The 22,147-nt window shown below is 58.5% G+C and carries 22 protein-coding genes and 1 pseudogene; 16 read left to right on the forward strand and 7 right to left on the reverse strand.

Annotation, left to right across the window (positions count from 1 at the left end; translation table 11 throughout):
• The first annotated feature begins 2 nt into the window (after window positions 1–2).
• The 11 genes from ACYZTM_RS10270 to ACYZTM_RS10320 all read left to right on the forward strand — a co-directional run bounded on the left by ACYZTM_RS10270 (window position 3) and on the right by ACYZTM_RS10320 (window position 11,764).
• Window positions 3–290 carry a hypothetical protein gene (locus ACYZTM_RS10270; RefSeq protein ID WP_461988481.1) on the forward strand — a complete coding sequence of 96 codons (288 nt, stop codon included), beginning with the start codon at window positions 3–5 and terminating at the stop codon, window positions 288–290.
• The gene (locus tag ACYZTM_RS10275) at window positions 283–510 is read left to right on the forward strand and encodes a hypothetical protein (RefSeq protein WP_461988483.1); all 228 of its coding nucleotides are present in this window, start codon (window positions 283–285) and stop codon (window positions 508–510) included. Before ACYZTM_RS10270 ends, ACYZTM_RS10275 begins: the two co-directional genes overlap by 8 nt.
• Window positions 507–1,385 carry a toprim domain-containing protein gene (locus tag ACYZTM_RS10280; RefSeq protein WP_461988485.1) on the forward strand — a complete coding sequence of 293 codons (879 nt, stop codon included), beginning with the start codon at window positions 507–509 and terminating at the stop codon, window positions 1,383–1,385. The genes ACYZTM_RS10275 and ACYZTM_RS10280 overlap by 4 nt, the downstream gene beginning before the upstream one ends.
• On the forward strand, window positions 1,372–3,171 hold the full coding sequence (locus ACYZTM_RS10285) for a DUF927 domain-containing protein (protein WP_461988487.1): 1,800 nt from the start codon (window positions 1,372–1,374) through the stop codon (window positions 3,169–3,171). Before ACYZTM_RS10280 ends, ACYZTM_RS10285 begins: the two co-directional genes overlap by 14 nt.
• A 330-nt stretch (window positions 3,172–3,501) precedes the next feature.
• Window positions 3,502–3,807 carry a hypothetical protein gene (locus ACYZTM_RS10290; protein ID WP_461988490.1) on the forward strand — a complete coding sequence of 102 codons (306 nt, stop codon included), beginning with the start codon at window positions 3,502–3,504 and terminating at the stop codon, window positions 3,805–3,807.
• 104 nt (window positions 3,808–3,911) lie between these two features.
• A complete protein-coding gene (locus ACYZTM_RS10295; RefSeq protein WP_461988492.1) occupies window positions 3,912–6,824 on the forward strand; it encodes a phage tail tape measure protein in 2,913 nt (970 codons plus the stop codon).
• Window positions 6,821–7,120 (forward strand): hypothetical protein, encoded by a 300-nt coding sequence (locus ACYZTM_RS10300; protein ID WP_461988494.1) that lies wholly within the window; start codon window positions 6,821–6,823, stop codon window positions 7,118–7,120. The genes ACYZTM_RS10295 and ACYZTM_RS10300 overlap by 4 nt, the downstream gene beginning before the upstream one ends.
• A gap of 831 nt (window positions 7,121–7,951) precedes the next feature.
• Window positions 7,952–8,866 carry a hypothetical protein gene (locus ACYZTM_RS10305; RefSeq protein ID WP_461988496.1) on the forward strand — a complete coding sequence of 305 codons (915 nt, stop codon included), beginning with the start codon at window positions 7,952–7,954 and terminating at the stop codon, window positions 8,864–8,866.
• A 536-nt stretch (window positions 8,867–9,402) separates the two neighbouring features.
• Window positions 9,403–9,885: a hypothetical protein gene (locus ACYZTM_RS10310; RefSeq protein WP_461988498.1), complete on the forward strand. Its 483-nt coding sequence runs from the start codon at window positions 9,403–9,405 to the stop codon at window positions 9,883–9,885.
• Window positions 9,886–10,372: 487 nt separating this feature from the next.
• Entirely contained in the window at window positions 10,373–10,573 is a 201-nt protein-coding gene (locus ACYZTM_RS10315; protein WP_461988500.1) for a hypothetical protein, read from the forward strand.
• Window positions 10,574–10,717: 144 nt separating this feature from the next.
• Entirely contained in the window at window positions 10,718–11,764 is a 1,047-nt protein-coding gene (locus ACYZTM_RS10320) for a P63C domain-containing protein (RefSeq protein WP_461988502.1), read from the forward strand.
• Between the two features lie 702 nt (window positions 11,765–12,466).
• On the opposite strand, the gene ACYZTM_RS10325 is transcribed toward ACYZTM_RS10320, so the two are convergent.
• Window positions 12,467–13,576 carry a DUF2817 domain-containing protein gene (locus tag ACYZTM_RS10325; protein WP_461988504.1) on the reverse strand — a complete coding sequence of 370 codons (1,110 nt, stop codon included), beginning with the start codon at window positions 13,574–13,576 and terminating at the stop codon, window positions 12,467–12,469.
• A 163-nt stretch (window positions 13,577–13,739) separates the two neighbouring features.
• Here ACYZTM_RS10325 and ggt point away from each other — a divergent pair, with 163 nt between their 5' ends.
• The 3 genes from ggt to ACYZTM_RS10340 all read left to right on the forward strand — a co-directional run bounded on the left by ggt (window position 13,740) and on the right by ACYZTM_RS10340 (window position 16,496).
• Complete coding sequence (gene ggt, locus ACYZTM_RS10330) at window positions 13,740–15,572, forward strand: gamma-glutamyltransferase (RefSeq protein ID WP_461988506.1); 1,833 nt, start codon at window positions 13,740–13,742, stop codon at window positions 15,570–15,572.
• Between the two features lie 246 nt (window positions 15,573–15,818).
• The gene (locus ACYZTM_RS10335; protein WP_461988507.1) at window positions 15,819–16,121 is read left to right on the forward strand and encodes a type II toxin-antitoxin system HigB family toxin; all 303 of its coding nucleotides are present in this window, start codon (window positions 15,819–15,821) and stop codon (window positions 16,119–16,121) included.
• A 3-nt stretch (window positions 16,122–16,124) separates the two neighbouring features.
• Window positions 16,125–16,496 (forward strand): helix-turn-helix domain-containing protein, encoded by a 372-nt coding sequence (locus ACYZTM_RS10340; protein WP_461955704.1) that lies wholly within the window; start codon window positions 16,125–16,127, stop codon window positions 16,494–16,496.
• Window positions 16,497–16,572: 76 nt separating this feature from the next.
• On the opposite strand, the gene ACYZTM_RS10345 is transcribed toward ACYZTM_RS10340, so the two are convergent.
• The 3 genes from ACYZTM_RS10345 to ACYZTM_RS10355 are packed head-to-tail and all read right to left on the reverse strand — an operon-like array spanning window position 16,573 to window position 18,697.
• Window positions 16,573–16,917: a gamma-glutamylcyclotransferase family protein gene (locus ACYZTM_RS10345; RefSeq protein WP_461988509.1), complete on the reverse strand. Its 345-nt coding sequence runs from the start codon at window positions 16,915–16,917 to the stop codon at window positions 16,573–16,575.
• A gap of 33 nt (window positions 16,918–16,950) precedes the next feature.
• Complete coding sequence (gene ddlA / locus ACYZTM_RS10350) at window positions 16,951–18,045, reverse strand: D-alanine--D-alanine ligase (RefSeq protein WP_131063223.1); 1,095 nt, start codon at window positions 18,043–18,045, stop codon at window positions 16,951–16,953.
• Between the two features lie 10 nt (window positions 18,046–18,055).
• Complete coding sequence (locus ACYZTM_RS10355; RefSeq protein WP_461988512.1) at window positions 18,056–18,697, reverse strand: LysE family translocator; 642 nt, start codon at window positions 18,695–18,697, stop codon at window positions 18,056–18,058.
• A 153-nt stretch (window positions 18,698–18,850) separates the two neighbouring features.
• Between ACYZTM_RS10355 and ACYZTM_RS10360 the strand changes: the two genes are divergently transcribed.
• Window positions 18,851–19,660, forward strand: coding sequence for an AraC family transcriptional regulator (locus ACYZTM_RS10360; RefSeq protein WP_461988514.1), 810 nt, complete (start codon window positions 18,851–18,853; stop codon window positions 19,658–19,660).
• Between the two features lie 77 nt (window positions 19,661–19,737).
• Window positions 19,738–20,106: a cupin domain-containing protein gene (locus ACYZTM_RS10365; protein ID WP_131063226.1), complete on the forward strand. Its 369-nt coding sequence runs from the start codon at window positions 19,738–19,740 to the stop codon at window positions 20,104–20,106.
• An 11-nt stretch (window positions 20,107–20,117) separates the two neighbouring features.
• Here ACYZTM_RS10365 and ACYZTM_RS10370 read toward each other — a convergent pair whose 3' ends face one another.
• The 3 genes and pseudogenes from ACYZTM_RS10370 to ACYZTM_RS10380 form a co-directional block, all read right to left on the reverse strand.
• On the reverse strand, window positions 20,118–20,717 hold the full coding sequence (locus ACYZTM_RS10370) for a flavin reductase family protein (RefSeq protein WP_131063227.1): 600 nt from the start codon (window positions 20,715–20,717) through the stop codon (window positions 20,118–20,120).
• 57 nt (window positions 20,718–20,774) lie between these two features.
• Window positions 20,775–21,335: a methyl-accepting chemotaxis protein gene (locus ACYZTM_RS10375; RefSeq protein ID WP_371928443.1), complete on the reverse strand. Its 561-nt coding sequence runs from the start codon at window positions 21,333–21,335 to the stop codon at window positions 20,775–20,777.
• Window positions 21,315–22,139, reverse strand: a pseudogene (locus tag ACYZTM_RS10380) (PAS domain-containing protein); the annotation flags it as partial. The gene ACYZTM_RS10375 and the pseudogene ACYZTM_RS10380, both read right to left, overlap by 21 nt.
• Window positions 22,140–22,147: the final 8 nt, after the last annotated feature.

The raw sequence follows: 22,147 nt of genomic DNA on the forward strand, positions 1-22,147 counted from the left end.
CCATGGATAACCAAACCTGCAAAACGCCAGGGACGCCGAAGGCTTGCCCGAAGAAAGCCACCGAACTGTTTTACGTCACCCATCCGAAGGCGCCCAAGGCGCTTCTGGGGCCTTTCTTGAGCCACGCCGACGCAGAGTGCGGGCGCGTAGTAATGCGCAGTGCTGACGCTGTTGTAACCGCCTGCCTTGTGGGTTCAATCGACGACATTGCCCACGGACATGGGGTTAACAACGGTCGAGTATGCAGTGCCTTTGCTGGCGCTGATCGCTTGGGGGTGAATCATGGGTAACGTCATTCCCATCAAGCGCAAATGTAACGGTGGCCAGCCCAGCGCAGACGCTCACATCGACAGCGCCAGCTACGCGCTGTTGGTGGAATCCCTGACTGGCTTCCTAGAGCTGTTCATCTCAGAAGGTGACGCAGGCCGTCATTGCGATGAACTGGGGCGCCTGACCCTGCAGCTTGATCGGCTCGCTCGGCGCTTCAGATCGCCGAAGGAGGGCTCATGAAAGACGCCACGATCCTTTTCCGTGACGCGCTCCAAACGGCCTACGGGACACTCGACTGGCTCCCCGTGCCCGATGGCGACATCCACCGTTTCCACATCCCCGGCGACAAGTCCGGCACGCTCAACGGTTGGTACTGCCTGTTTGCTGATGGCATCGCCTCGGGCGCGTTCGGGAGCTGGAAGACGGGCGGCACCAGCACCTGGTGTAGCCGCGAACCGGTAGACGCCCGCGAAGCCGAGCAGGTACGCCAGCGCATCGAGCAGGCCAGGCGCCAGCGGGAAGTCGAGCAACACAAGCGCCAGCTCAAGACCGCGAACCTCGCTCAACGCTGGTGGCGTGACGCCCTCCGTGCTGATCCTGGCCACGCCTATTTAATCGCAAAAGGCGTCCGCCCCCACGGCTTGCGCCAGCGTGGTGACGAATTGCTGGTGCCGCTGTATGCCGGTGGCGTCCTGGTCAACCTGCAGCGGATCGCACCGGACGGCGGCAAGCGCTTCCTGTTCGGGGGGCGGATCAAAGGCACCTATTCGCCACTAGGGCGCATAACACCGGGCAAGCCACTGTGCATTTGTGAGGGTTGGGCCACGGGCGCCACGCTTCACGAAAACGGCTACACCGTCGCCTGCGCCATGAATGCCGGGAACCTTAAACCGGTAGCGCTGGCGCTTCGGGCCGAATACCACACCACCGAAATCATTATCGCGGGCGATGACGACCGCTTGACCGATGGCAACCCCGGACGCACCGCCGCCAATGCCGCCGCCGCAGCCGTGGGTGGGCTGGTGACTTTTCCCGAGTGGCCCGCCGACGCGCCGGACACGCTCAGCGACTACAACGACTTAGCAGCCTGGAGCCGCCACCATGCGCACGCCTGAGAACAACGTCATCAACCTGCGCCCCGAGGCGCCCATGGTCGAACCTGAGCGCCCGTGCTGGGGCGTGTACGAGCACTGGGTGACGAACGAGAAAGGCCGCAGGCTGCGCCCCGGCGTGTACTGGCACGGCTTCAAACGCACCGCCGCCGATGATGAATCCGAAGACGATAAAACAGACCGCCCGATCACTGACGAATGGATCGCCACCCCCGTGACCGTCGTCGCTCGCACCACCAATAGCGACGATGGCAGCGAGGGCCGCTTTCTGCGCCTGGTGACGGAAAGCGGCACCAAGGAATGGATCATCCCCATGGAGGTGTTCGGCGGCAGTGGTGAAGACGCCAGGCGGACGCTGTTCGGCATGGGCGTGATTATCGCGCTCAAGAAACGCGGCCAGTTCATGGAGTACCTGCTGGAGCAGCGCCCCGCCGAAATGTTCGCCACCACCTGCCGCCCCGGCTGGCATGAGTCGGGCGCCTTTGTGTTGCCAGGACGCACCCTTGGCAGCGACAAGGTGCGTTATCAGGCCAGCGGCAAAGGTCAGAACCTGTTCAGCCTGCGCGGTGATCTGGAAGGCTGGAAAACCGAAGTCGCGGCCAAGTGCGAAGGCAATCCGGTACTGACCTTGGCGATTGGTTGCGCCCTGGCTGGCCCCCTGCTGAGTCTGGTAGGCGTATTGGGTGGCGGTGTTCACCTGGTGGGCGATAGCTCTAGCGGCAAGTCACTGGCGCAACTGATCGGTTCATCGGTCTGGGGCGACCCCGGCATCTTTGCCGCGTCGTGGGACATGACCAAGGGCGGTTTGGAGATAGAAGCCTCGGGCCGCAACGACACCATGCTGCCTCTAGACGAAATCAAGCGGGCCGACCCCAAGCGTGTGCAGGAAATGGCCTATTCACTCGCCAACGGTCAGGGCAAAGGCACCATGACCCGTGAGCGTGAAGGTCGGGCCAAGCTGTCGTGGCGTCTGCTGGCGCTGTCGAGTGGCGAACGCTCTCTGTCTGAACACGCCGCTATCGGCGGCAATGCGGCCCACGCTGGTGCTGAGTTGCGCATGGTGGACGTGAACGCAGGTACTCGCACCCACCGCGCCTTCGATGAATTGCACGGCCTTGCGGGCGCCGACTTCCACCGCGTGCTCACCGTTGCTGTCGGCGCCCATCACGGACACATCGGGCCAGCATTCGTGGAACAGCTGCTCGCCAGCGACGACCGCCCCGGCCTGCTGGAAGACTTCGCCGGTATCCGCGCCCAGTTCACCGAGGACAATGCTCAAGCTGGACGGGTGGCGGATCGTTTCGCTGTGATCGCGCTGGCGGGGGAAATGGCTATCGCCTACGGCTTGTTGCCCTGGACGCCGGGTAGTGCCTTGGCCGATTGCCAATTGCTCTATGGCGAGTGGCTGAGCCGGGTGGGCAGTGGCAATGCCGAAGACCGCCAGATCCTTGCGGGCATCCTGGAATTCATCGACAAGCACGGCAGTAGCCGATTCTCCGATGTGGATGCGCCAGAGGTAGACGCCAAGGTGTTCAACCGTGCTGGCTACTGGGAAGTGGTGGCCGGTAAGCGCCTCTACCTGTTCAACAAGTCGGCGCTGACCGAAGCGGCTCACGGCCACGGCCTGACGCGAGTAGTGAAGGCGCTAGAAAGCGCTGGCGCTATTGCCAAGCACGATACCGACCGAGACAGCCGCAAAACAAAGAAATACCGCCTGCCCGCTGGTGGGTCTGCCCGCCTGTATGCCGTCGATCCAGAAGCCATGGATGGCGAAGGGGTCAGCCCATGACCACCACCAAACGCCAATGCCCGAATTCACAGGAACCTATAAACGAGGGGAACAGGGGGAACGGGGGAACGGCCAGTAAAACCGTGACCTGTAGCTGTTCCCCCTTATTGAAGTGTTGGGGAACAGGGGGAACACAAACATGTTTTTGAATATAAGACTCCGCACAATTCCTGACATTTGGTTATCACTGTTCCCCACAATTTTCGATGGGGTACAGATTCCCCCTCTGGAAGCCCCGGAAACACTGGGTGTTCCCCCCGTTCCCCCGTTCCCCCGATTTTTTTTCACAGACACATTTGGGAGTAAGTGCAATCCGAGTGAGGTGGCGCAATGAGCCTCCTGTCCGGCCTGCTCGATCACATCCCGCCGACCATCGCTGGCGCTGACAAACCGACCATGGCGAATCGCGCCCCAGATCGTCCGCGCCTGGTGCTGGTCGAGCGCCCCGCCCAATTACCGGCAAGCACTTACACCAACGCCGCCATGGCAACGCCTGAGTGGCGAAACGCCCGTGACCAGTACATCAACCACCTTATGGCGTGTCGTTCCTGCTGCGCGCCGACAGCTCGTTACTGCCTAATTGGTGCTGACCTTCGCGCCACCTATGACCGCACCCCTATGGAGTCGCACCAATGACGCCGACCGGCCTCCCCTTCGGCACGGTGACGGGCCAACCCCGCGACACAGAGCACCACCACCGGGCATCAGCCCACAACGTTGTTTATTGATGGAGAATTGATATGACCCAAACATCCCGGCTCGTCATCGAGCTGGACAGTCGAGACGCCGAGGCAAAGGCGGCGGACACGCGCAAGGCGCTAGAAGCGCTGGAGGATGCGGGCCTGAGAATTCAGCCGGCACTGAACAAGGCCGGCGCCGGCATGGAATCCATGGGTAAGAGCGCCGAAAAGGCGTCCAAGTCCGTTCAGTCGGAGACGGATGAGCTTGAGCAGTTGCTGGGCCAGATTGACCCGGTAATCCGTCGCCTTGGCGATCTGGACAAACAAGAGCAGGCGCTGGCGAAGCATCGCAAGGACGGAAAGCTCGACACCGCCACCTATGACGAATATCAGGCCAAGATCAACCAGGCTCGCGCCGGTCTGACAAGGTTTGACGACTCTCTGACCCGTACCGGCAACACCGCCAAGCAAACAGCAGCAGCCCTGCGCGGCGTACCGGCGCAGTTCACCGATATCGCCACGTCATTGCAGGGCGGACAGGCACCTCTGACCGTGTTTCTGCAGCAAGGTGGCCAGCTCAAGGATATGTTTGGCGGCGCCGGCCCTGCAGCCAAGGCCTTGGGCGGCTATGTCCTCGGCTTGGTCAACCCGTTCACAGTGGCAGCTGCGGCAGTCGGGACGCTTGGCCTGGCCTACTACCAAGGATCAAAAGAGCAGGACGCCTTTCGTCTGTCTCTGGTATCCACAGGCAATGCCTCTGGAACCACTACTGGAGCACTTGCCGAGATGGCCAGGCGCGTCGGTGACGCTGTCGGAACGACCGGGCAGGCCGCCTCAGCGCTTGCCCAGCTTGCCGCATCAGGAAAGATCGCCAGCACAAGCTTCGAAGAGATTGCGATTGCCGCGATCGCATGGGAAAAATCAAGCGGGCAGGCAGTATCGGCGACCGTCGCTGAGTTCAACAGGCTTGCTGACGATCCGGTAAGGGCTGTCGCCGAGCTGAATGAGAAGTACAACTTCCTTACCGCGTCGGTTTACGAGCAGGTGCGCGCAGCCCAGGAAATGGGCGAGAAGGAGGCGGCAGCAGCCATCGCGCAAGAGGCCTATGCCAAAGCACTTGGCGAGCGCTCGGCGACAATGAAGGCCAACCTCGGCACGCTCGAAAAGGCCTGGAATGACCTCGCCGGCGCCGCGAAGAGTGGCTGGGACGAAATCCTTGGTATCGGGCGCGAGTCGGATAGCGGTCCGGATACAAAGGCGATTCAGCAGAAGATCAACTACCTGAAATCAACCCTTGATACTGGTTACGAGGACGGTAACGCAAGAGAGCGGATCGCTTCACTGCAGGCTGAGCTGGATGTCTACGACAAGAAGTCGAAGGCTGAGCAGAAGGCTGCTGACGATGCCGCGCGGGCTGCCCGGGTTCAGCGTGATGGGCAAGTGGCGTACGAGGAATTCCAGAAGAGCATCGAGGCTGCCGGGAGTCTCGAGCAGAAGCGGAACAAGGCCCTGCTCGAAGATCAGCAGCGCATCAATGCGGCGCGGGCGGCCGGCTACACGATCACCCAGGCCGACGCCGATGCGTCCGAAAAGGCCATTCGCGACAAGTTCAAAGGGCCCAAGGCGGCGGCGACCAAGGCTTACACCGAAGACGCCGGCCTGAAGATGCTTGATGCAGCCCGTCAGACCAATGCCGTGTTACTTCAGCAGAATGCTTCGATCAGCGACCAAGGCATCGCCACCCAGAAGCTCGGAGCCCAAGCGCAGGCTCTGATCAAGTGGGAGCAGCAGCTCACCGACATCAAGTCGAAAAGTACGCTCACCGCCGATCAAAAGGCGCTACTGGCCAGCCAGGATTTGATCACCGCCCAACTGAAAAAAAACTCGGCACTTGAGAAGGAAGTCGAACTGCGCAAGGCCGCCAAGGAGGAAGTCGAGAAACTTACCGCGTTCCAGGCCAACCAAGGCAGCAGGCTCAGCACCGCTAAAGAGGGGCTGGATTCAAACCTTGCCGGTATAGGTCTCGGCGACCAAGCGAGGGACCGGCTCAAGCAGGACATGGCCATCCAGCGCGACTACGCCAGGCAGTCGGCCGACCTCCTGGAGCAGCGCAACACTGGGAAAATCAGCCCCGATCTGTACGCCAAGGAGAATGCGTTAATTCAGCAAAGCCTGTCTGACCGTCTGGCCATGCAGCGGCAGTATTACTCGGACGTAGATAAGGCCCAGTCGGATTGGTCTATCGGCGCCTCATCAGCATTTCAGAACTACGCCGAGCAGGCCGCTGATGTCGCCGGCCAAACCCGGAGCCTGTTCACCAATGCTTTCACCAGCATGGAAGACGGCATTATCAAGTTTGTGCAGACCGGTAAGTTGTCGTTCAAGGACTTGGCTGACGGCATCATCGCTGACCTGGTTCGCATCCAGATTCGCCAGGCTGCGGTCGGTATTTTCGGCACGCTATTCAGTGGATTTGCTGGAGGTGCGTCGGCGGCGAGTAACGGCCTCGCGGCCGGATCTCCCGGGGCTGCGTCATCGAGTCTCGGCGCTTCGACGGCGGGCTACTCATCGGAATACGGGTTCTCTGGCGGCGGCTACACCGGCGACGGCGGGAAGTACGAGCCGAAGGGTGTTGTGCACGGCGGCGAGTTTGTGATTCAAAAGGAAGTGGTTCAACAGCCAAGAATGCGCGACTACCTAGAGCGCCTGAACAAGCGCGGCTATGCAGATGGCGGCTACGTTGGCGGCGGTGCAACCACTTCCAGAGCAGCTACGCCATCTGCATCAATGAGCCTTCCGCCTATCGAGCAGAATTTCTATTTCCAAGGCAACCCTGACGAAAACACAGCCCAACAGCTTAAACAGGCAGCGGATGACGGCGCGACTCGCGGCATGAAAGGTGGCTACGAGATGATGCTGCGCGACCTCAAACAGAACGGACCGGCAATGCAACTGATAAGGAGAAATCGATGAAAATTTCAGACCTAGATACGGGTAAGTTGAATGAGGTAATCAACAGTGCAATCTTCCCGGTGGTGTTTGAGGGCGTAGGCGCTCAGACATCTCCAAGTGAGTTTCGTGAACGGGCGGATCTGAACGCCGAGATCATGGGGCGGATCATGGGGGTTCTTCTCTGCAATGATGAGATCGGCCAGGAGATCTTCGACCTGATCGACCGAGGTGTGGCGCACATGAAGGCGGTCCACGCTGAATCGTTCAGTGAATTGCTGGGGCCGGGTGGCTCACTGAGCAAAATTCACAAACTCTAGGCTGCATCTATCCGCGCCACGATCTGCGAATCACGAAAACGTGGCGCGGTTGAGACAAACCATATGATCCCACTGAGACCATATGGTCTGTCTCGTCGGTTACTGTCCGATCGTGGTAACCACCGCGGTAACCACCAAAAGTAACCACCCCACCTGGTTACTCCCCATCAATGAGTGGTGACCAAAGTTACCCGCCCCCGCCGCCTTCCAAATGTCAGGTTTTGACAGGTTTTCGCGCTGAAAAAAGGTTAAGTTTTGTTAAGTCGCGGGCGCTGACCGGATCGCGAGGTATCCACGGTTTGAGGTTTCTAATGACTGGATACCGTGTCGGTGACCAAGCACGGTGACCACCATCAGTGACCACTTTTCGCTGGTTACAAAACCATCAAACCCATTTGTGAACACACAACCCCATGAATGAGCCGCGTCAAGTGCCTGTCTGCGTTTTTTCACGCAGACATTTCACGCAGGTGGAGTGCGCGAAACCGCCTCAGCGACAGAGTTGTCCGGCATTGGTACGCACCATCGGTACGCACTCGCTGAGGCGCACCCAGCAAGTTCGCTTCGAGGTTCGCACCTCTGGTTCGCACCCACCATTGCGCGAGCCTGGACAACCTGCCTGCAATCAAATCTCTAATTGCTATACGCTGGTTTCCACCGTGAATTCCAGAGTGGTTTCATGGATGGTTTCAGTTCGCACGGTTGAGGTAGACGAAGTCATGTTTATCCTCGATTTCATCTAATGAGCGAGAAGGCTGATAGCGAAGCCAGGGCTGTGGGTGCCACCTTTGATAATGATAGATTGCCACCATCTAACATGAGGATGCGGTAATGAAGGGAGTTGTAAGTCTGTTATTGGCAATTTGCTCATTGAACACAGCGCTCGCGACTGCCGAGCCATGGGAACGATACGAGCTAAAAGATGAGATGCGGGGCACGGTAACTCATAGCGCAACCATAAAGGCGAAGGCGGATAACAGCCCCGAAGTGTCTCTGGTCATGCAGGTGATCGATAAGGGACCAAGGGAGCAGGCTATTGTCTTCCAGCTATCCGGCGGAAAGATTGCCTGCGACAAAGACATCTGTGATGTGAGCGTAAGGTTTGGAGATGGCTCGGTGACAGAAGAGTCGATGGCCGTCGATCGCGCCAGAACAACTTTACTTCCAACTAGGTCCTCTGCTTTCTCAGGAGCGGTAGGCCTCTCGCCGATGGTGTTCATCGAGATATCCTTGCAATCTGCCCCGGCCGCGCAATTCAAGTTTGAAATTGATGGCGCGCCATTTCCGAGAGTGCGAACCCCCTCATTCAAGTTCGCGGGGGTTGCTCTGGGAGACAGCCCAGAGAACCTGCGGCCCGAGTTCAAACCTGTGCAGGCGAGCCCGGGCGTTGACTGCCGGGAAACCAAGGCATTACAGAATGAGGTACCTGGAATTACCGTTGTATCGGCCAGAATGTGCTTTTTCGAAAAAAAGCTGTACATGGCATTCATCGACACATCTGGCAAGAATGACTACGAAGCGATGGCCAAATACATGACCTCTCAATTCGGGAAAAAGGACGCTGAGAGCTATTTCCAGACATGGCCCGCTGGGACCGGGAAGGTTCTTGATATGAGAGCAGCGAGCGCAACCTTTTGGCCAAAAGGAAAGAATAAGGGAGTCGGACAATTCCTTGTGATGGACGAATCAATAGCCCTAACCGTTCCCAAGTCGCCCACACTCGATACAACGAACGCTAAAAACTGATCGCCTGCGGACGTTTTTTTATCACCTCCAAACCGGCTGCTGAGCCGGTTTTTTTTACGTCCGGAGAAAAGCAATGACTCAGACCTCGCGCCTGGCACTAGAGATCGACAGCCTGGATGACGGGCCAAAGACAGTAGATAGCGCGAGTCGTGAGGGTTTCCAAAATAAGGTTTCCACTTTGGTTTCCACCAAAAGTTACCATTTACCTGGTAACACCGACCCTCTCGAAAACACCCTATGAATGAACGTCTCAGCCCATTTTGCACGCCGTAAAAAAGGTGAATGCCATGTCTGCGGAAACCAACCCCATGAATGAGGCCCAAAGCGCCCCTAATGACCCTGTTGTGGAAACACCCCATGAATGGCCTACGATTACAGCGCGGTACCCCTAACGAATAGTCCAAACACAAAACTACCCTCGTCCCCATTAGGTGGGTTGAGCATGACGTTCACAGGGATGAAGCGCGGGGCCTGGACATTTCAATGGTCCAGTATTTCCACAAGATTTGGGCCGACTACAAAGAGATCAACAACGCATGAGCGAACCCGGTGATGAAAACAAGCGACCACGGCGCTTGACCTTTGTGATTCCCGACCAAGCCTACTTGGATTACAGGCTTGAGGCGGACCGCCTTGGCCTGTCCATAACGAATTATTTTCTTTCACTGTGGGCGGCGGCTGGCATTGGTGAGAAGTGCCTATGTGACTGGACGTACTTGGTGGCGGACAACAACGGAAAAAAGCTGGTCCTGTTGGTTGATCTGATGACCGGGCGGCTTAGCCTGACAGCTGACATCAGGTATGTTCTCCGAGACCTGTGCGACAAGATGGACGTGGATGACCAGACCGCTTTTGTATACCGACCAACTGACGGGCGTTATACCCAAGTATTTGTCGATGAGAACGGCGTTGTCGAGTTTATTGACCAGGGTGATGTTTCGCTTGAGGAAATCACCCGCGAATTTTTCCAGAAGCCCGAGCTCCCCGCTGATCCGATGGCGCAATCTGATCCATCGTAATTTTGAAGGAGTCGTTATCAGGGGGCGGAGCCTTGGAAAACGGACCACTGAGGGTTACCAGATCGGACGGTTGCCTTCCACCGTGGTTGACACGGAACTGCGTGCTTTTCACTGACGAACGCCGGTTTGTGAAAACCGAACCCCATGAATGACGCCTGGCAACCCTCTGATTGCGGAAACATGCCATGAATGACGTTCGAACGACGTTGAATGAATCGTTGTGAACACACCACCCCATGAATGAAGCATAACCCCGTCAAATCGAAGTCGAATGACCCCGTTGCGGAAACACCCCATGAATGACCCGTCACCAGCGATTTGAATGTCAGGTTTTGACAGGTCCAGCGTGTTGAAATCGACACTCAGTGTAGGAATCAACACGGTATGTCGAGGCGCTAGCAAACTACCCAGATTTTGGGTTGTTATCCGATAATCGGATATCAGTTCAACGGCTGTTGAACACGACCACATTTGCGAGGGCCACCCCATGTCCGTTATCGACTGCGACTACCTGCCCATCGACAAGGTGGTATTTCCACCCGAGCTGGCATTGCTGATCGTGAGGAAGGCCGCAGCCATGGCCGAGGCGTTTGAGAGCCAGGCACTCGACCAGCTCACCAAGGATGCCAGGCGTGCGCTCTCACAGGGCGCGGAGCCGAGGCGAATCATCAGGGAGATGCGGCTGTAGAGCAGGAACGGAAAAGCCCGCTCAGTGGCGGGCTCGGGTGTTTGTTATGCCTGCTTTAGCTTGTTGCAAGCATAACGATCGAAATGCTTGTAATTGCTTTTGCCAATGCCAATAATGCAAGCAAAACAGCTTGGAGTGCTTGCAATGCCTAAAGAGACCACGGCAACCGGACGAGCTAAGGGCGGTATAGCCAGGAGCGAGAGCCTTACCCCTGAACGCAGAAAGGAAATCGCCGCCAAGGGCGCTCGCGCAAGGTGGCGCTCGGATGGTGACGAGCTGCCTATCGCAGAATATGCTGGCGAGCTTAAGTTCGGCGAACTGTCATTCCCATGCGCTGTGCTGCCCGATGGCACGCGAGTGCTTAGCGAGTCTGACTTTATGTCCGGCTTAGGCATGTACCGAAGCGGAGCGCTTTCTGTGCGGCGCGATCCATCTGAAGCAGGCGGTGCACAGATACCCTTATATCTCGCGTTTAAGAACCTTTTACCTTACGTTATCAGGCACTTAGATGATGTGCACATAACGCCGCTGCGGTACAGGTCAGCATCGGGCGGCACCGCTCACGGAATACCTGCCGCGATAATTCCGCGGATCTGCTCCATCTGGCTGGACGCCCGTAAAGACGGCGTTCTCGGTCCCAGACAAACAAAAATTGCTGATATGGCTGAGCTGCTGCTTCGCAGCATTGCGGAAGTAGGCATTGTCGCCCTGGTTGATGAGGCGACCGGGTATCAAGCTGCGCGCCCACGCGATGCGCTTCAGCAATATCTAGAGATGATTGTCAGAAAGGATTTGGCCGTATGGGCCAAGAAATTTCCCGATGAGTTTTATGAAAATATTTACAAGTTACGCGGCTGGCCTTGGACTGGCATGAAGAAGAATAGATACAGCGCTGTCGCTGGTTATACGCGCGATCTCGTCTATGACCGCATGGCGCCGGGGCTGCTGAAAGAACTGGAAGAAAAAAGCCCGAAAGACGAAAAGGGTCAAAGGGAAAACAAGTTGCATCAGTGGCTCAGTAGCGACATTGGCGACCCCATGCTGGCCAATCATTTACAGTCCATTCTTACCCTTCAGCGGCTATCTCTAGCGAACGGTTGGGGCTGGAGTAAGTTTATGAAGATGGTCGATCAGGTCATGCAGCGGAAAGGCCAAACACTGGAATTACCGTTTGGTTTCGACGCTGAATAAAACTCGGTAAAGCCCGCACGGGGGCGGGCTGTTTTTCAACACGGGGCGCCGATCCTTCAGCTGAGGTCAGTGTAGATGGCGAATCCTAGGGGGCAAGTCGGTCAGCAAATGGCTTTCACGGGTTGGCTATCGCAGAGAGCGAGATCTGCATTGCATATAGAGTTAGCAGTCAGCGAACGCCAGCTATCGAACTGAACGGTGGTTACCAAATGAACGCACATCAACGCCGCCAACGAATCATATTTTGGCGAGGCTCATTCCCCGTGATACTTGGCTTTGTCGTCTTGGTCACGGCATTAGTGCTCGCTGACCGAATAGCCCCTGTGAGCACCGATGAGATCGACGATGTAAATTCGATTCAGCAGATGGAGCACTCACCGAAATTGCGAAGTCAGGAGGCCGCGCCAATTGCGATACCGTCTCAACGGGTCGAATAAGCCCGCTCATCTGAAAGCGAGAACACGAAACATCGCCAGTTTTGGTGCGCCTCGAACAGATGGCGAAAACGGGTAAAAATGGCCCAGCAGCAAGCGCCGTGTATCCCCTGGTGTATCCCCAACAAATTAACACCTAACAAAACCCTTTAAATACAGTCACTTTACGACTCAGTTCAAATGACTGTGTAGCCACCAAGTACTAAAAACGGCTTACCGAAAGGTAGGCCGTTTTTTTATGCCCCGAGAAAAGTGCCTGAACAGCACGTCAGGAACGAACCGTCGGCAACGCCGACAACGCTCGCTCCCAAATCTGCCAGGTCCGCAGCCAGACCATCGCCTGCCAGTCGCTGTCGGCGGGATAAAACTGCTCCAGCAGGTTCAGTTTGATCTCACGCCCCACGGCATCACTCGGATTGCCGTGCAGGTGCAGCCAGTGGTCATCGCGCAAATGACGATGAACGTCCGCCCCCGGGTAAGTCCCGCACTCGATCACAAATGGCATCAGTTTTACCTGCGGCAACGCACTGATCAGTGCCTGCGAGGTATAACCCGTAGCGGTGGCTGCAACGCCGGTTTCACTCAAGGTATCGGCGCCGGTCAGCAACGTGTAGAGCCACGGCCCGTAGATGGCCTGCGCATCGGGTAGTGCTGGATAAGCGGCCTCGGTGATGGTCAGCAGCATCGGATGACCGTACTCGCCAGCACCGGTGTGCAAGTCGAAACACATCGCGACCTCGGCGTGGGAAATATGTTTTTGCATAATTTGATGCAGCGTGCGGTTCGACCAGCTCGGCGCCAGCCCGCCATAAAACAGGCCATCGGGATGACCGTGCTGGCCGCCCTCGACAATCGACATCACCGCCGGCCAGTCGTGTTCGCGAATCTGCCCGTCGAGCAAGGCATCGGCGCGGTCACGCTCGGGGCCTCGCAACTCAGTGAAAGCGTAGATTTCATGCAGCGCTGCGTAAGCCTGATTGTCCGGCAGCGGGCGCGTAAAGTTCAGGTAATTGCGGTTCAGGTCGATGTTGTCTTCGTTGACCCGGCGCAGCCACGCGGTGCCCCAGGGATTGATCAGGTGGATCATCACCACCGCGACATCGCCCGGCAGTGAACGCTTGCCCAACTCCTGCATCCACTTGATCTGACAACCGGAACCATAGAAGCCTTCCACCCCGTGCGTGCCGCTCAACGCGATCAGAAGTCGCTTGGCACCCGGATCGCCCAACACCGCCACATCGGTGCTCAGGGACTCGCCGAATGGCCCTTTGAGTGGGTGCGGATACTCGGTCAGCGTCGCTCCGGCCGCCGTCGCCATCGCGAGGAATTGCTCACGTTGCGTGCGGTAACTCGGCCGCGTGGGAAACTCGGTCTGCATGGCTGCCTCTTGTTGATCTTCTGGCTGGTCTGTTCCCTCGACCCTACAGAAAATCCGTTGACTCATGAAGGACAAAAGCGTCTTTGCTGTAGTCCGTGGTTTGCACCTCGCCCTGTCGGCCGATAAAGTCCCCTGATCTTTTCCCACGGACGGAGTGCCCCACGTGTTTTCAGCCTTCCACTCGAGCCGCTATCGCCTGTCAGCCTTGTCGCTGATCGCCACCGCGCTGACCCTTGCTGCCTGCAACGCCCCGCCGACTTCAACGTTGCCAGTCGCACCGGAAGTCGCCTCGGGTTATCGCACCGACCTGCAAACCCGGCACGCCTCGAAACACATGGCGGCAGCGGCCAACCCTCTGGCAGCCGAAGCCGGGCGGGAGATGCTGCGTCTGGGTGGCTCGGCGATTGACGCCGCGATTGCCATGCAAGCGGTGCTGACGCTGGTGGAGCCACAATCCTCGGGCATCGGCGGCGGTGCGTTGATTGTGTTGTGGGAGGGCAAGAACGTGCGCACTTACGACGGTCGCGAAACCGCACCGGCCGGCGCGACAGAGAAACTTTTTCTACAGGCCGACGGCAAACCGATGGCCTTCACCCAGGCGCAGATTGGTGGTCGCTCAGTGGGAACGCCGGGCGTGTTGCGAGCGCTTGAGCTGGCCCATCAGAAGCACGGTCGTCTGCCGTGGGCGCAGCTGTTCGAACCGGCCATCAGACTCGCGGAGCAAGGCTTCGCCATCTCGCCGCGCCTGCATCAGTTGATCGCTTCAGACTCGTCCATGCGACGCTCGCCGGACATGGTGGCGTATTTTCTGAATGCTGATGGCAGCCCGAAAGCGACCGGGACTCAGCTGAAAAACCCGGCACTGGCCGCAGCGTTCAAACGCATCGCCAAAGAAGGGCCGGATGCGCTGTACAAAGGGCCGATTGCGCAAGAAATCGTCGCCAAGGTTCAGGGCCACGCCAACCCTGGCAGCCTGTCGCTCAACGACCTCCAAGGCTACAAGGCCAAGGAACGCGCGCCGCTGTGCACCGACTATAAACGCTGGCAGGTCTGCGGCATGCCGCCGCCGTCATCGGGCGGGATCGCCGTGGCGCAGATCCTCGGCACACTCCAGGCGCTGGAGGCTCGCGATCCGCGCTTTGCCTTGGCCTCAATGAAACCGCTCAAGACGGATAAACCCGCCGGCATCGAGCCGGCCCCCGAAGCCGTACACCTGATTTCCGAAGCCGAGCGCCTGGCCTACGCGGATCGCGCGCTCTATCTGGCCGACGCCGACTTCGTGCCCGTCCCTGTCAAAGGTCTGGTGGACCCGACGTATCTGGCCAGCCGCGCCGCCCTGATCGGTGATCGCAGCATGGGCACGGCCAAACACGGCACCCCGCCGGGCATCAAGGTCGCCTACGCACCGGACCGCTCGCCGCTGCGCATCTCCACCTCGCAAGTGGTGGCGGTCGATGACGAAGGTGGCGCGGTGTCCATGACCACCACCGTCGAATCCGCATTCGGCTCGCACGTGATGGTTCAGGGTTTCCTGCTCAACAACCAGATGACCGACTTCTCGTTCATCCCGGAAGAGAACGGGCAGAAAGTCGCCAACCGCGTCGAACCCGGCAAACGCCCCCGCTCCTCCATGGCACCGACGTTGATTTTCGATCGCCAGAGCGGCGAATTCCTCGCCACCCTCGGTTCGCCCGGCGGCTCGCAGATCATCGAATACGTCGCCAAATCCACCATCGGCCTGCTCGACTGGAACCTCGACCCGCAAGCGGCCATCAGCCTGCCCAACTTCGGCAGCCGCAACGGCCCGACGGAACTGGAAGAAGGCCAGTTCAGCGCCGGGCTGATTCAGGCGTTGAAGGACAAAGGACACAGCGTGAACGAGATCGACATGACCAGCGGCACCCAGGCGATTGTTCGGGTGAAGGATGCGCAGGGGAAGGTTTCGTTGGCGGGCGGGGCCGATCCTCGGCGTGAGGGGGCGGCGTTGGGGGATTGAGTCCTACAGAGGGTGGAAAAGGCTTACCGGGAGGTAGGCCTTTTTTGTATGTAATGAGTCCTGATCGGCTATCTCCCGCCGACTTTTCCTACCTGCAAACCACTGCGTCTTCGATAGAGTTCAAAGATCATTTTTCGCATCAGTTCGGCCACCCGAAGCATCTATGTACAAATTCGAATCCGCTCCTCCCATCGGCCACACCTCCACAGACTTGCATCAGTCCCATCACGGGACTAGGATCACGCCATGAGAATTATCGCCATTAGTCAGCTTAAAAGTTTTTGGAGGAAGTACCCAAACTCGGAACAATCCTTCCTGGCCTGGATTGACGAGGCAAGAAATGCCGAGTGGAAAACACCTGCGAACATAAAAGCGCACTTTGCTACCGCCAGCATTCTCAAGAGCCGTAGAGTCGTGTTCAACATCAAGGGTAATGACTTTCGGTTGGTAGTCGCTGTCGCTTATCGCTTCGGCGCCGTTTACATAAAATTTGTCGGCACTCACAAACAGTACGACGCAATCGACGCCGATACCGTCGAGATGGAGTAATCAATGAACATTCATCCGATCCACACCGATGAGGACTATCGCGCAGCCCTCAAGAATGTATCTGCCCTATTCGACAATGAGCCAGAGCCTGGCACCCCTGAAGGGGATTATTTCGACATCATGATCACGCTGATCGAAGCTTATGAATCAAAGCAGTTTCCGGTTGATCTGCCCAATCCAATCGATGCGATAAAATTTCGCATGGAGCAATCAGGTCTTTCCGCAGCGGACCTTGCGCCTGCCATTGGCCGGACAAACCGGGTTTACGAAGTGCTTAATGGCAAGCGTGCGTTGACGCTCCCGATGATATGGAAACTACATGATCTGTTCGGAATACCAGCAGAGAGTCTGATTAAACCTATGAAACAAGCTTGATCAAGCGTCGGCCGAATCGTACTGGCCGACGCTGAAAATCTCCCCTCCCCGGCTCACCGGATATCACGAAGGCACACTAGGCGCTCACGTACACCCAAGCTTCAATCCCGGATTGAAGGACCACACTGACCCGCTTGTAATCCGACACTTCATAGCTATCGGCGGCGGCCAGTTCCTCGGGGGTGATCTGGAACACCATCCCCGGAATTGGCGCGCTGCTGTCGCTGCCCGGACGAAGAATCGGATGGTGATTCTTGCCGCTAGTGGCCAACACCTCAGGGTCGGTAATTTCAACCCAGGACTGCTCGTAACCCAGCATCGCGTCGGCACTGCCGGCCAGCTCGCGCCCGAAATTGGCCTGTTGCACGGCTTTGTCCTGCAAGGTGCCGTAGGAAAACAGGGTCACCATTGAATCGCTCATCCATAAATCCTTGATTGAATAGTCGTGCGCCGCTCAGCGAGCGATCTTCAGCGCTTGCCGTGCCTTGTGTTTCTCCAGCGCCAGATCGATCAAGCGGCTGACCAGCTCGCTGTACGTCATGCCGGTGGCTTGCCAGAGTTTGGGGTACATGCTGATGCGGGTAAAGCCGGGCAACGAGTTGATTTCGTTGATCAGTACTTCGCCGCTGTCGGTCAGGAACACATCGACCCGCGCCAGACCGGAGCAGCCGAGCACTTGAAACGCCTCGACGGCCAAGGCGCGGATACGCTCACTGGCCTCGCTGCTGATGTTGGCCGGCACCACGACCTCTGCCGCTTGAGTGTCGATGTATTTGCTGTCGTAGGAGTAGAAGCCGCTGCGCACCACGATCTCGCCACACCCGCTGGCGATGGCGTCCTCGTTGCCGAGTACGGCGCACTCGATCTCGCGGCCGCTGACGGCGGACTCGATCAATACTTTTTCATCGAAACCCAGGGCCAGTTCAACTGCCGCCGTGTACTCGGCTTCGTCGCTGACCTTGCTCACGCCCACGGACGACCCCTGGTTTGCCGGTTTGACGAACAGCGGCAGGCCGAGTTTGCCGTGGACCTCGGCGAACCCGGTGCGTGCGGCGCTGGCGCGGGTCAGGGTCACGAACGGCGTGACCGCCAGCCCGGCGTCACGTAGCAGGCGTTTGCTGATGTCCTTGTCCATGCAGACTGCAGAGCCGAGCACGTCGGAGCCGACAAAGGGCAAATCCGCCATGCGCAGCAAGCCTTGCAGGCAACCGTCTTCACCCAACGTGCCGTGCACAATCGGGAAGATCACGTCGACGTGGCCCAGCAGTTCCTGGCCGGAGGTTTCGACCAATTGCTGACTGGCCTTGCCCGGCACCACGGCCAGTTCCCGGTTGGACTGGTTGAGGGCGATCAGGGCCGGGTTTTCCTGATTGAGCAGGAAGTTCGAAGGGTCGTTGAGGTGCCAATGACCTTGCTTGTCGATGCCGATCAGCACCGGTTCGAAGCGCGACCGATCCAGCGCATCGACGATGTTTTTCGCCGACTGCAGCGACACTTCGTGCTCTGCCGAACGACCACCAAAAATAATGCCTACCCGCAGTTTGCTCATTCCATACACCTCAACGATTGGCCACCAGATGCGCGCCGAACAGCAGATAGCAACTGCCGGCGAAGCGATCCAGCCATTTGCGCGAACGCTCATAGGCGCCCGCGACGCGACGGCTGGCAAACAGCAGTGCGACGCTGCAATACCAACTGAACGACAAGGTCGCCATCGTCAGCACGGCCAGCGCGAGCAACATCGGCGGCGGAGAAGCAGGCATGGCCGTGGCGAAAATCGTCGCGACGAACAGCGCTGCCTTGGGATTGGTCATATTGCCGACAAAGCCCAGGCCATAAGCCGAGAGCAGCGTGCGCCCCACCCCGTTCAACGAGACGCTGTCGCCCGGCATCACCGCCGGAGTGCGCTTGAACTGCTTCAAGCCCAGATAGATCAGGTAACAACCACCGGCAATCTTGAAGCTTAAGTACAGCGTCGGCGCCGCACTGAACAGGGACTTGATGCCCAAGCCTCCCGCCAGTCCCCAGAGCACGGTGCCAGTCGCCACGCCCAATGCGGCCACCACGCCATGACGACGGGAGCAACTGGCGGCCAATTGCGCGGTATTGAAGAAGTTGGGCCCCGGCGTCACTACCGCGACCGTCCATAACAGCGCCAGAGACAACAGCGGTGCAGCGTAGCTCAGATGAGTCATTTCCATGGTGTGAGGCGCCTTCGTGGCTTCAGAGAATGCTCGATACCTTGCAACATTTACCGGAGGTTTTCTAGCAGCCCCATGGGTTTTATCGGCCAGCAGACAGGTGAGGGGGCACTGGGTTAACGTGTTCTTCATTGACCTTAAGACAACATCGCCATGGCCAAGCACACGCCTCCCATCGACTGGTTCCACCGCGCGCCCAACATCGGCGGGCTGGAGCGTATCGAGGCGTTTTTTGCCGGTCACGGCTACGACCTTCATCGCCACGACACCTATGCGATCGGCCGCACGCTGGACGGGGTGCAGAGCTTTCAATACCGCGGTGGTTGGCGTCACAGCCTGCCGGGCGGCACCTTGGTCCTGCACCCGGATGAACTCCACAATGGCGAAGCCGGCACGGACAGCGGTTTTCGCTACCGCATGATGTACATCGAGCCGGCGCTGATCCAACAGATACTCGGCGGCCAGCCATTGCCGTTTATCAAGACAGGCCTGTCCACTGATCCACACTTGTTCGCCGCCACCGATGTGCTGATGCAAAGCCTGGATGACCCGCTCGACCCGCTGGAAGAACAGGACGCATTGTTCGATCTGGCACACGCCTTGAGCACCGTCTCCGGCGCGCCCGGTAAACGCCAGCGCTTCGACTACGTGGCGGCGGAGCGCGCGCGGGAGCTCATCCACAGTGCCCTGGATCGCACCGTGACCCTGGAGGAACTGGCGCAACACAGCGGCCGGGATCGCTGGAGTCTATCGAGGGATTTTCGCCTGTTGTTCGGCACCAGCCCTTATCGATACCTGACCATGCGTCGTCTAGACCTGGTCCGCACACTGCTGATCCAGGACCAGTCACTGGTCAGCGCCGCGCTGATCGCCGGCTTCACCGACCAGAGCCACATGACCCGGCAATTCAGCAAGACCTACGGTCTGTCGCCGGCCAGGTGGATGAAAATGCACCGCCGCTGAGCCGCGCACAATCGTACAAGAAGCCTGCTGTCGTGCTGACTATCGTGGAGTCACGATCAACCACGAGAGCTTGCGTCATGACCGCTTATCAAAGCCTGAACTTCGCTGAAAAAATCGCCCGGATCGACTCGCACTGGAGCCCTCGGGTCATCGCCGAGATGAACGACTACCAGTTCAAAGTGGTGAAGCTGCTGGGGGATTTCATCTGGCACGAACACCTGGATACCGACGAGACCTTCATTGTTCTCGAAGGGCAATTGCGCATCGACTTTCGCGACGGCCACGTTCTGTTGAACGCGGGCGAAATGTATGTGGTGCCAAAGGGTGTCGAGCACAAACCCTCCGCCGTGCAGGAAGTGAAACTGCTGCTGATCGAACCCAAGGGTGTACTGAACACGGGCAGCGAAGGCGGTGAACGCACGGCGCAGAATGACATATGGGTGTGAAAGGCAGCGGCCTACGGCTGCAAGGTCTGGCCGTCCACCGGGTCGCCGATCGTCAGGAAATGCCCGCCAGCCACATGGTGCAAGGTGCGTAATGCATCATGCCCTTGGAAGTGCCAGCGACCCTCGCTGAACACGCGTTCATCGGCCTGAGCGGCAATCACCTCGGCCAGGAACAGGTCATATTGCTGATGATTATTGGGCTCTGGCAACAGTCGGCATTCCAGCCATGCGACGCAACCTTCAAGCATCGGTGCGTCGATCAGCTCACCGTTGAACGTCTGCAGGCCATAGACCTGAAACTTGTCCAGGCCCTGCCCCTGAGTCAGTTCCAGGCCAGAGGTCGAGCCAACGGTCTGGGCGATATCGGCCTGGGCAGCGCAGGGAACGTTTAAAACGAAGGTTCCCGACGCTTCCAGCAGTTGTCGGGTCCAGGTGGACTTGTCCAGCACCACGGCGATTTTCGGCGGCTCGAAGTCCAGCGGCATGGCCCAGGCGGCAGCCATGATATTGCGCTGGCCGTCATGCGCCGCGCTGACCAGCACGGTTGGCCCGTGATTGAGCAGGCGATAAGCCTTGGACAAGGGAACCGGACGGCGGTGAGAAACGCTCATGAGGGCTGCTCCTTTGGAAAACGCCGATTGTAGCGATTTCCAAAAGGTCCGCAGGTATCAAGTCGCCAGTTGATTGGCAAACTGCCCGACCGCGTTCACCACTTTCTGCGCGCCGTCCTGGATCTCGACGATCACCGTGCCCGCCTCCGCCGCCAGCGCCAGGCCCTGCTCTGCCTGGAGTTGACCGTCGGTCATCAGGGCCACGGCATTGCGCGCCATGTCCTGGTTCTGGCGCACCACGCCAACGATTTCATCGGTGGCCTGGCTGGTGCGCGAAGCCAGTTGCCGGACCTCGTCCGCAACCACGGCAAAACCTCGGCCCTGTTCACCGGCACGCGCCGCTTCGATGGCCGCGTTAAGCGCCAGCAGGTTGGTCTGTTCGGCAATGCCGCTGATGGTTTTGACGATGGTGCCAATCACCAGCGATTGCTCGTTCAGCGCCTCGATGCCTTCGCCGGCGGTTTGCATGTGCCTGGCCAGCTCACGCATCACGTCCACTGCCTGGGTCACCACGGCAGTACCGCGCTGGGCGCTTTGATCGGTTTGCCGGGAGGTGCTGTAGGCGATGTTGGCCGCTTCGGCGACCGCCTGCTCCTGATTGACCTGATCGGTGATCACCGTGGCGAACTTCACCACTTTGTAGAGCGTGTTGTTGGCGTCCACCACTGGGTTGTAGGACGCCTCCAGCCAGACCACACGACCGTGGTTGTCCTTACGCTTGAACCGGCCAGCCACAAACTCGCCGGCGTTCAGGCGGCGCCAGAAATTCTGGTATTCAGCGCTGTTGTGCTCCTCCGGTTCGCAGAAAGTACGGTGATGTTTGCCTTTGATCTGCGCCAGGCTGTAACCCATGCCGCTGAGGAACCGCTCGTTGGCCGCCAGCACGTTGCCATTGAGATCGAATTCGATGACCGCCGTCGAACGCACCAAGGCGCCGATCAGGTTTTCATGCTCGCGGGACGCTTCGATGGTGCGGGTCAGGTCGCTGGAGTAAATCGAGAAGTGTTTGATGCGACCTTGCGAAGACCGCACCGGTTGCGCGATCGAGCGCAGCCAGGCTTCCTGGCCATTGCCACGCAGCAAGCGCACGGTGCCGGCAAAATGCTCACCACGGGTCAGCGCAGCCTTGAAGCGGTGGTGGAATTCGTCCGATTTCACATGGGCCGGGACGATGTCTTCGAGGTGCCGGCCAATCACGTCGCTGCTCTTGTAGCGCATCTCGCCGAGGAAGTTCTGGTTGACCGATTGAATCCGCCCATCAGGATCCAGGGTCAGAACCAGCATCTCGCTTTCCAGACTTTCCTTCACTTGTTGAAGGCTGGAGAGTTCTTCGCGAAGAGCCGACAGCTCCTGCTTCAAGCGTTTGTTGAACATGGAAAGCACCGATGGACAGGGATGGAAAGCGGTATGCAGCCTAACCATCGGCCTTG

The organism is Pseudomonas sp. MDT2-39-1 (genome assembly GCF_054898085.1).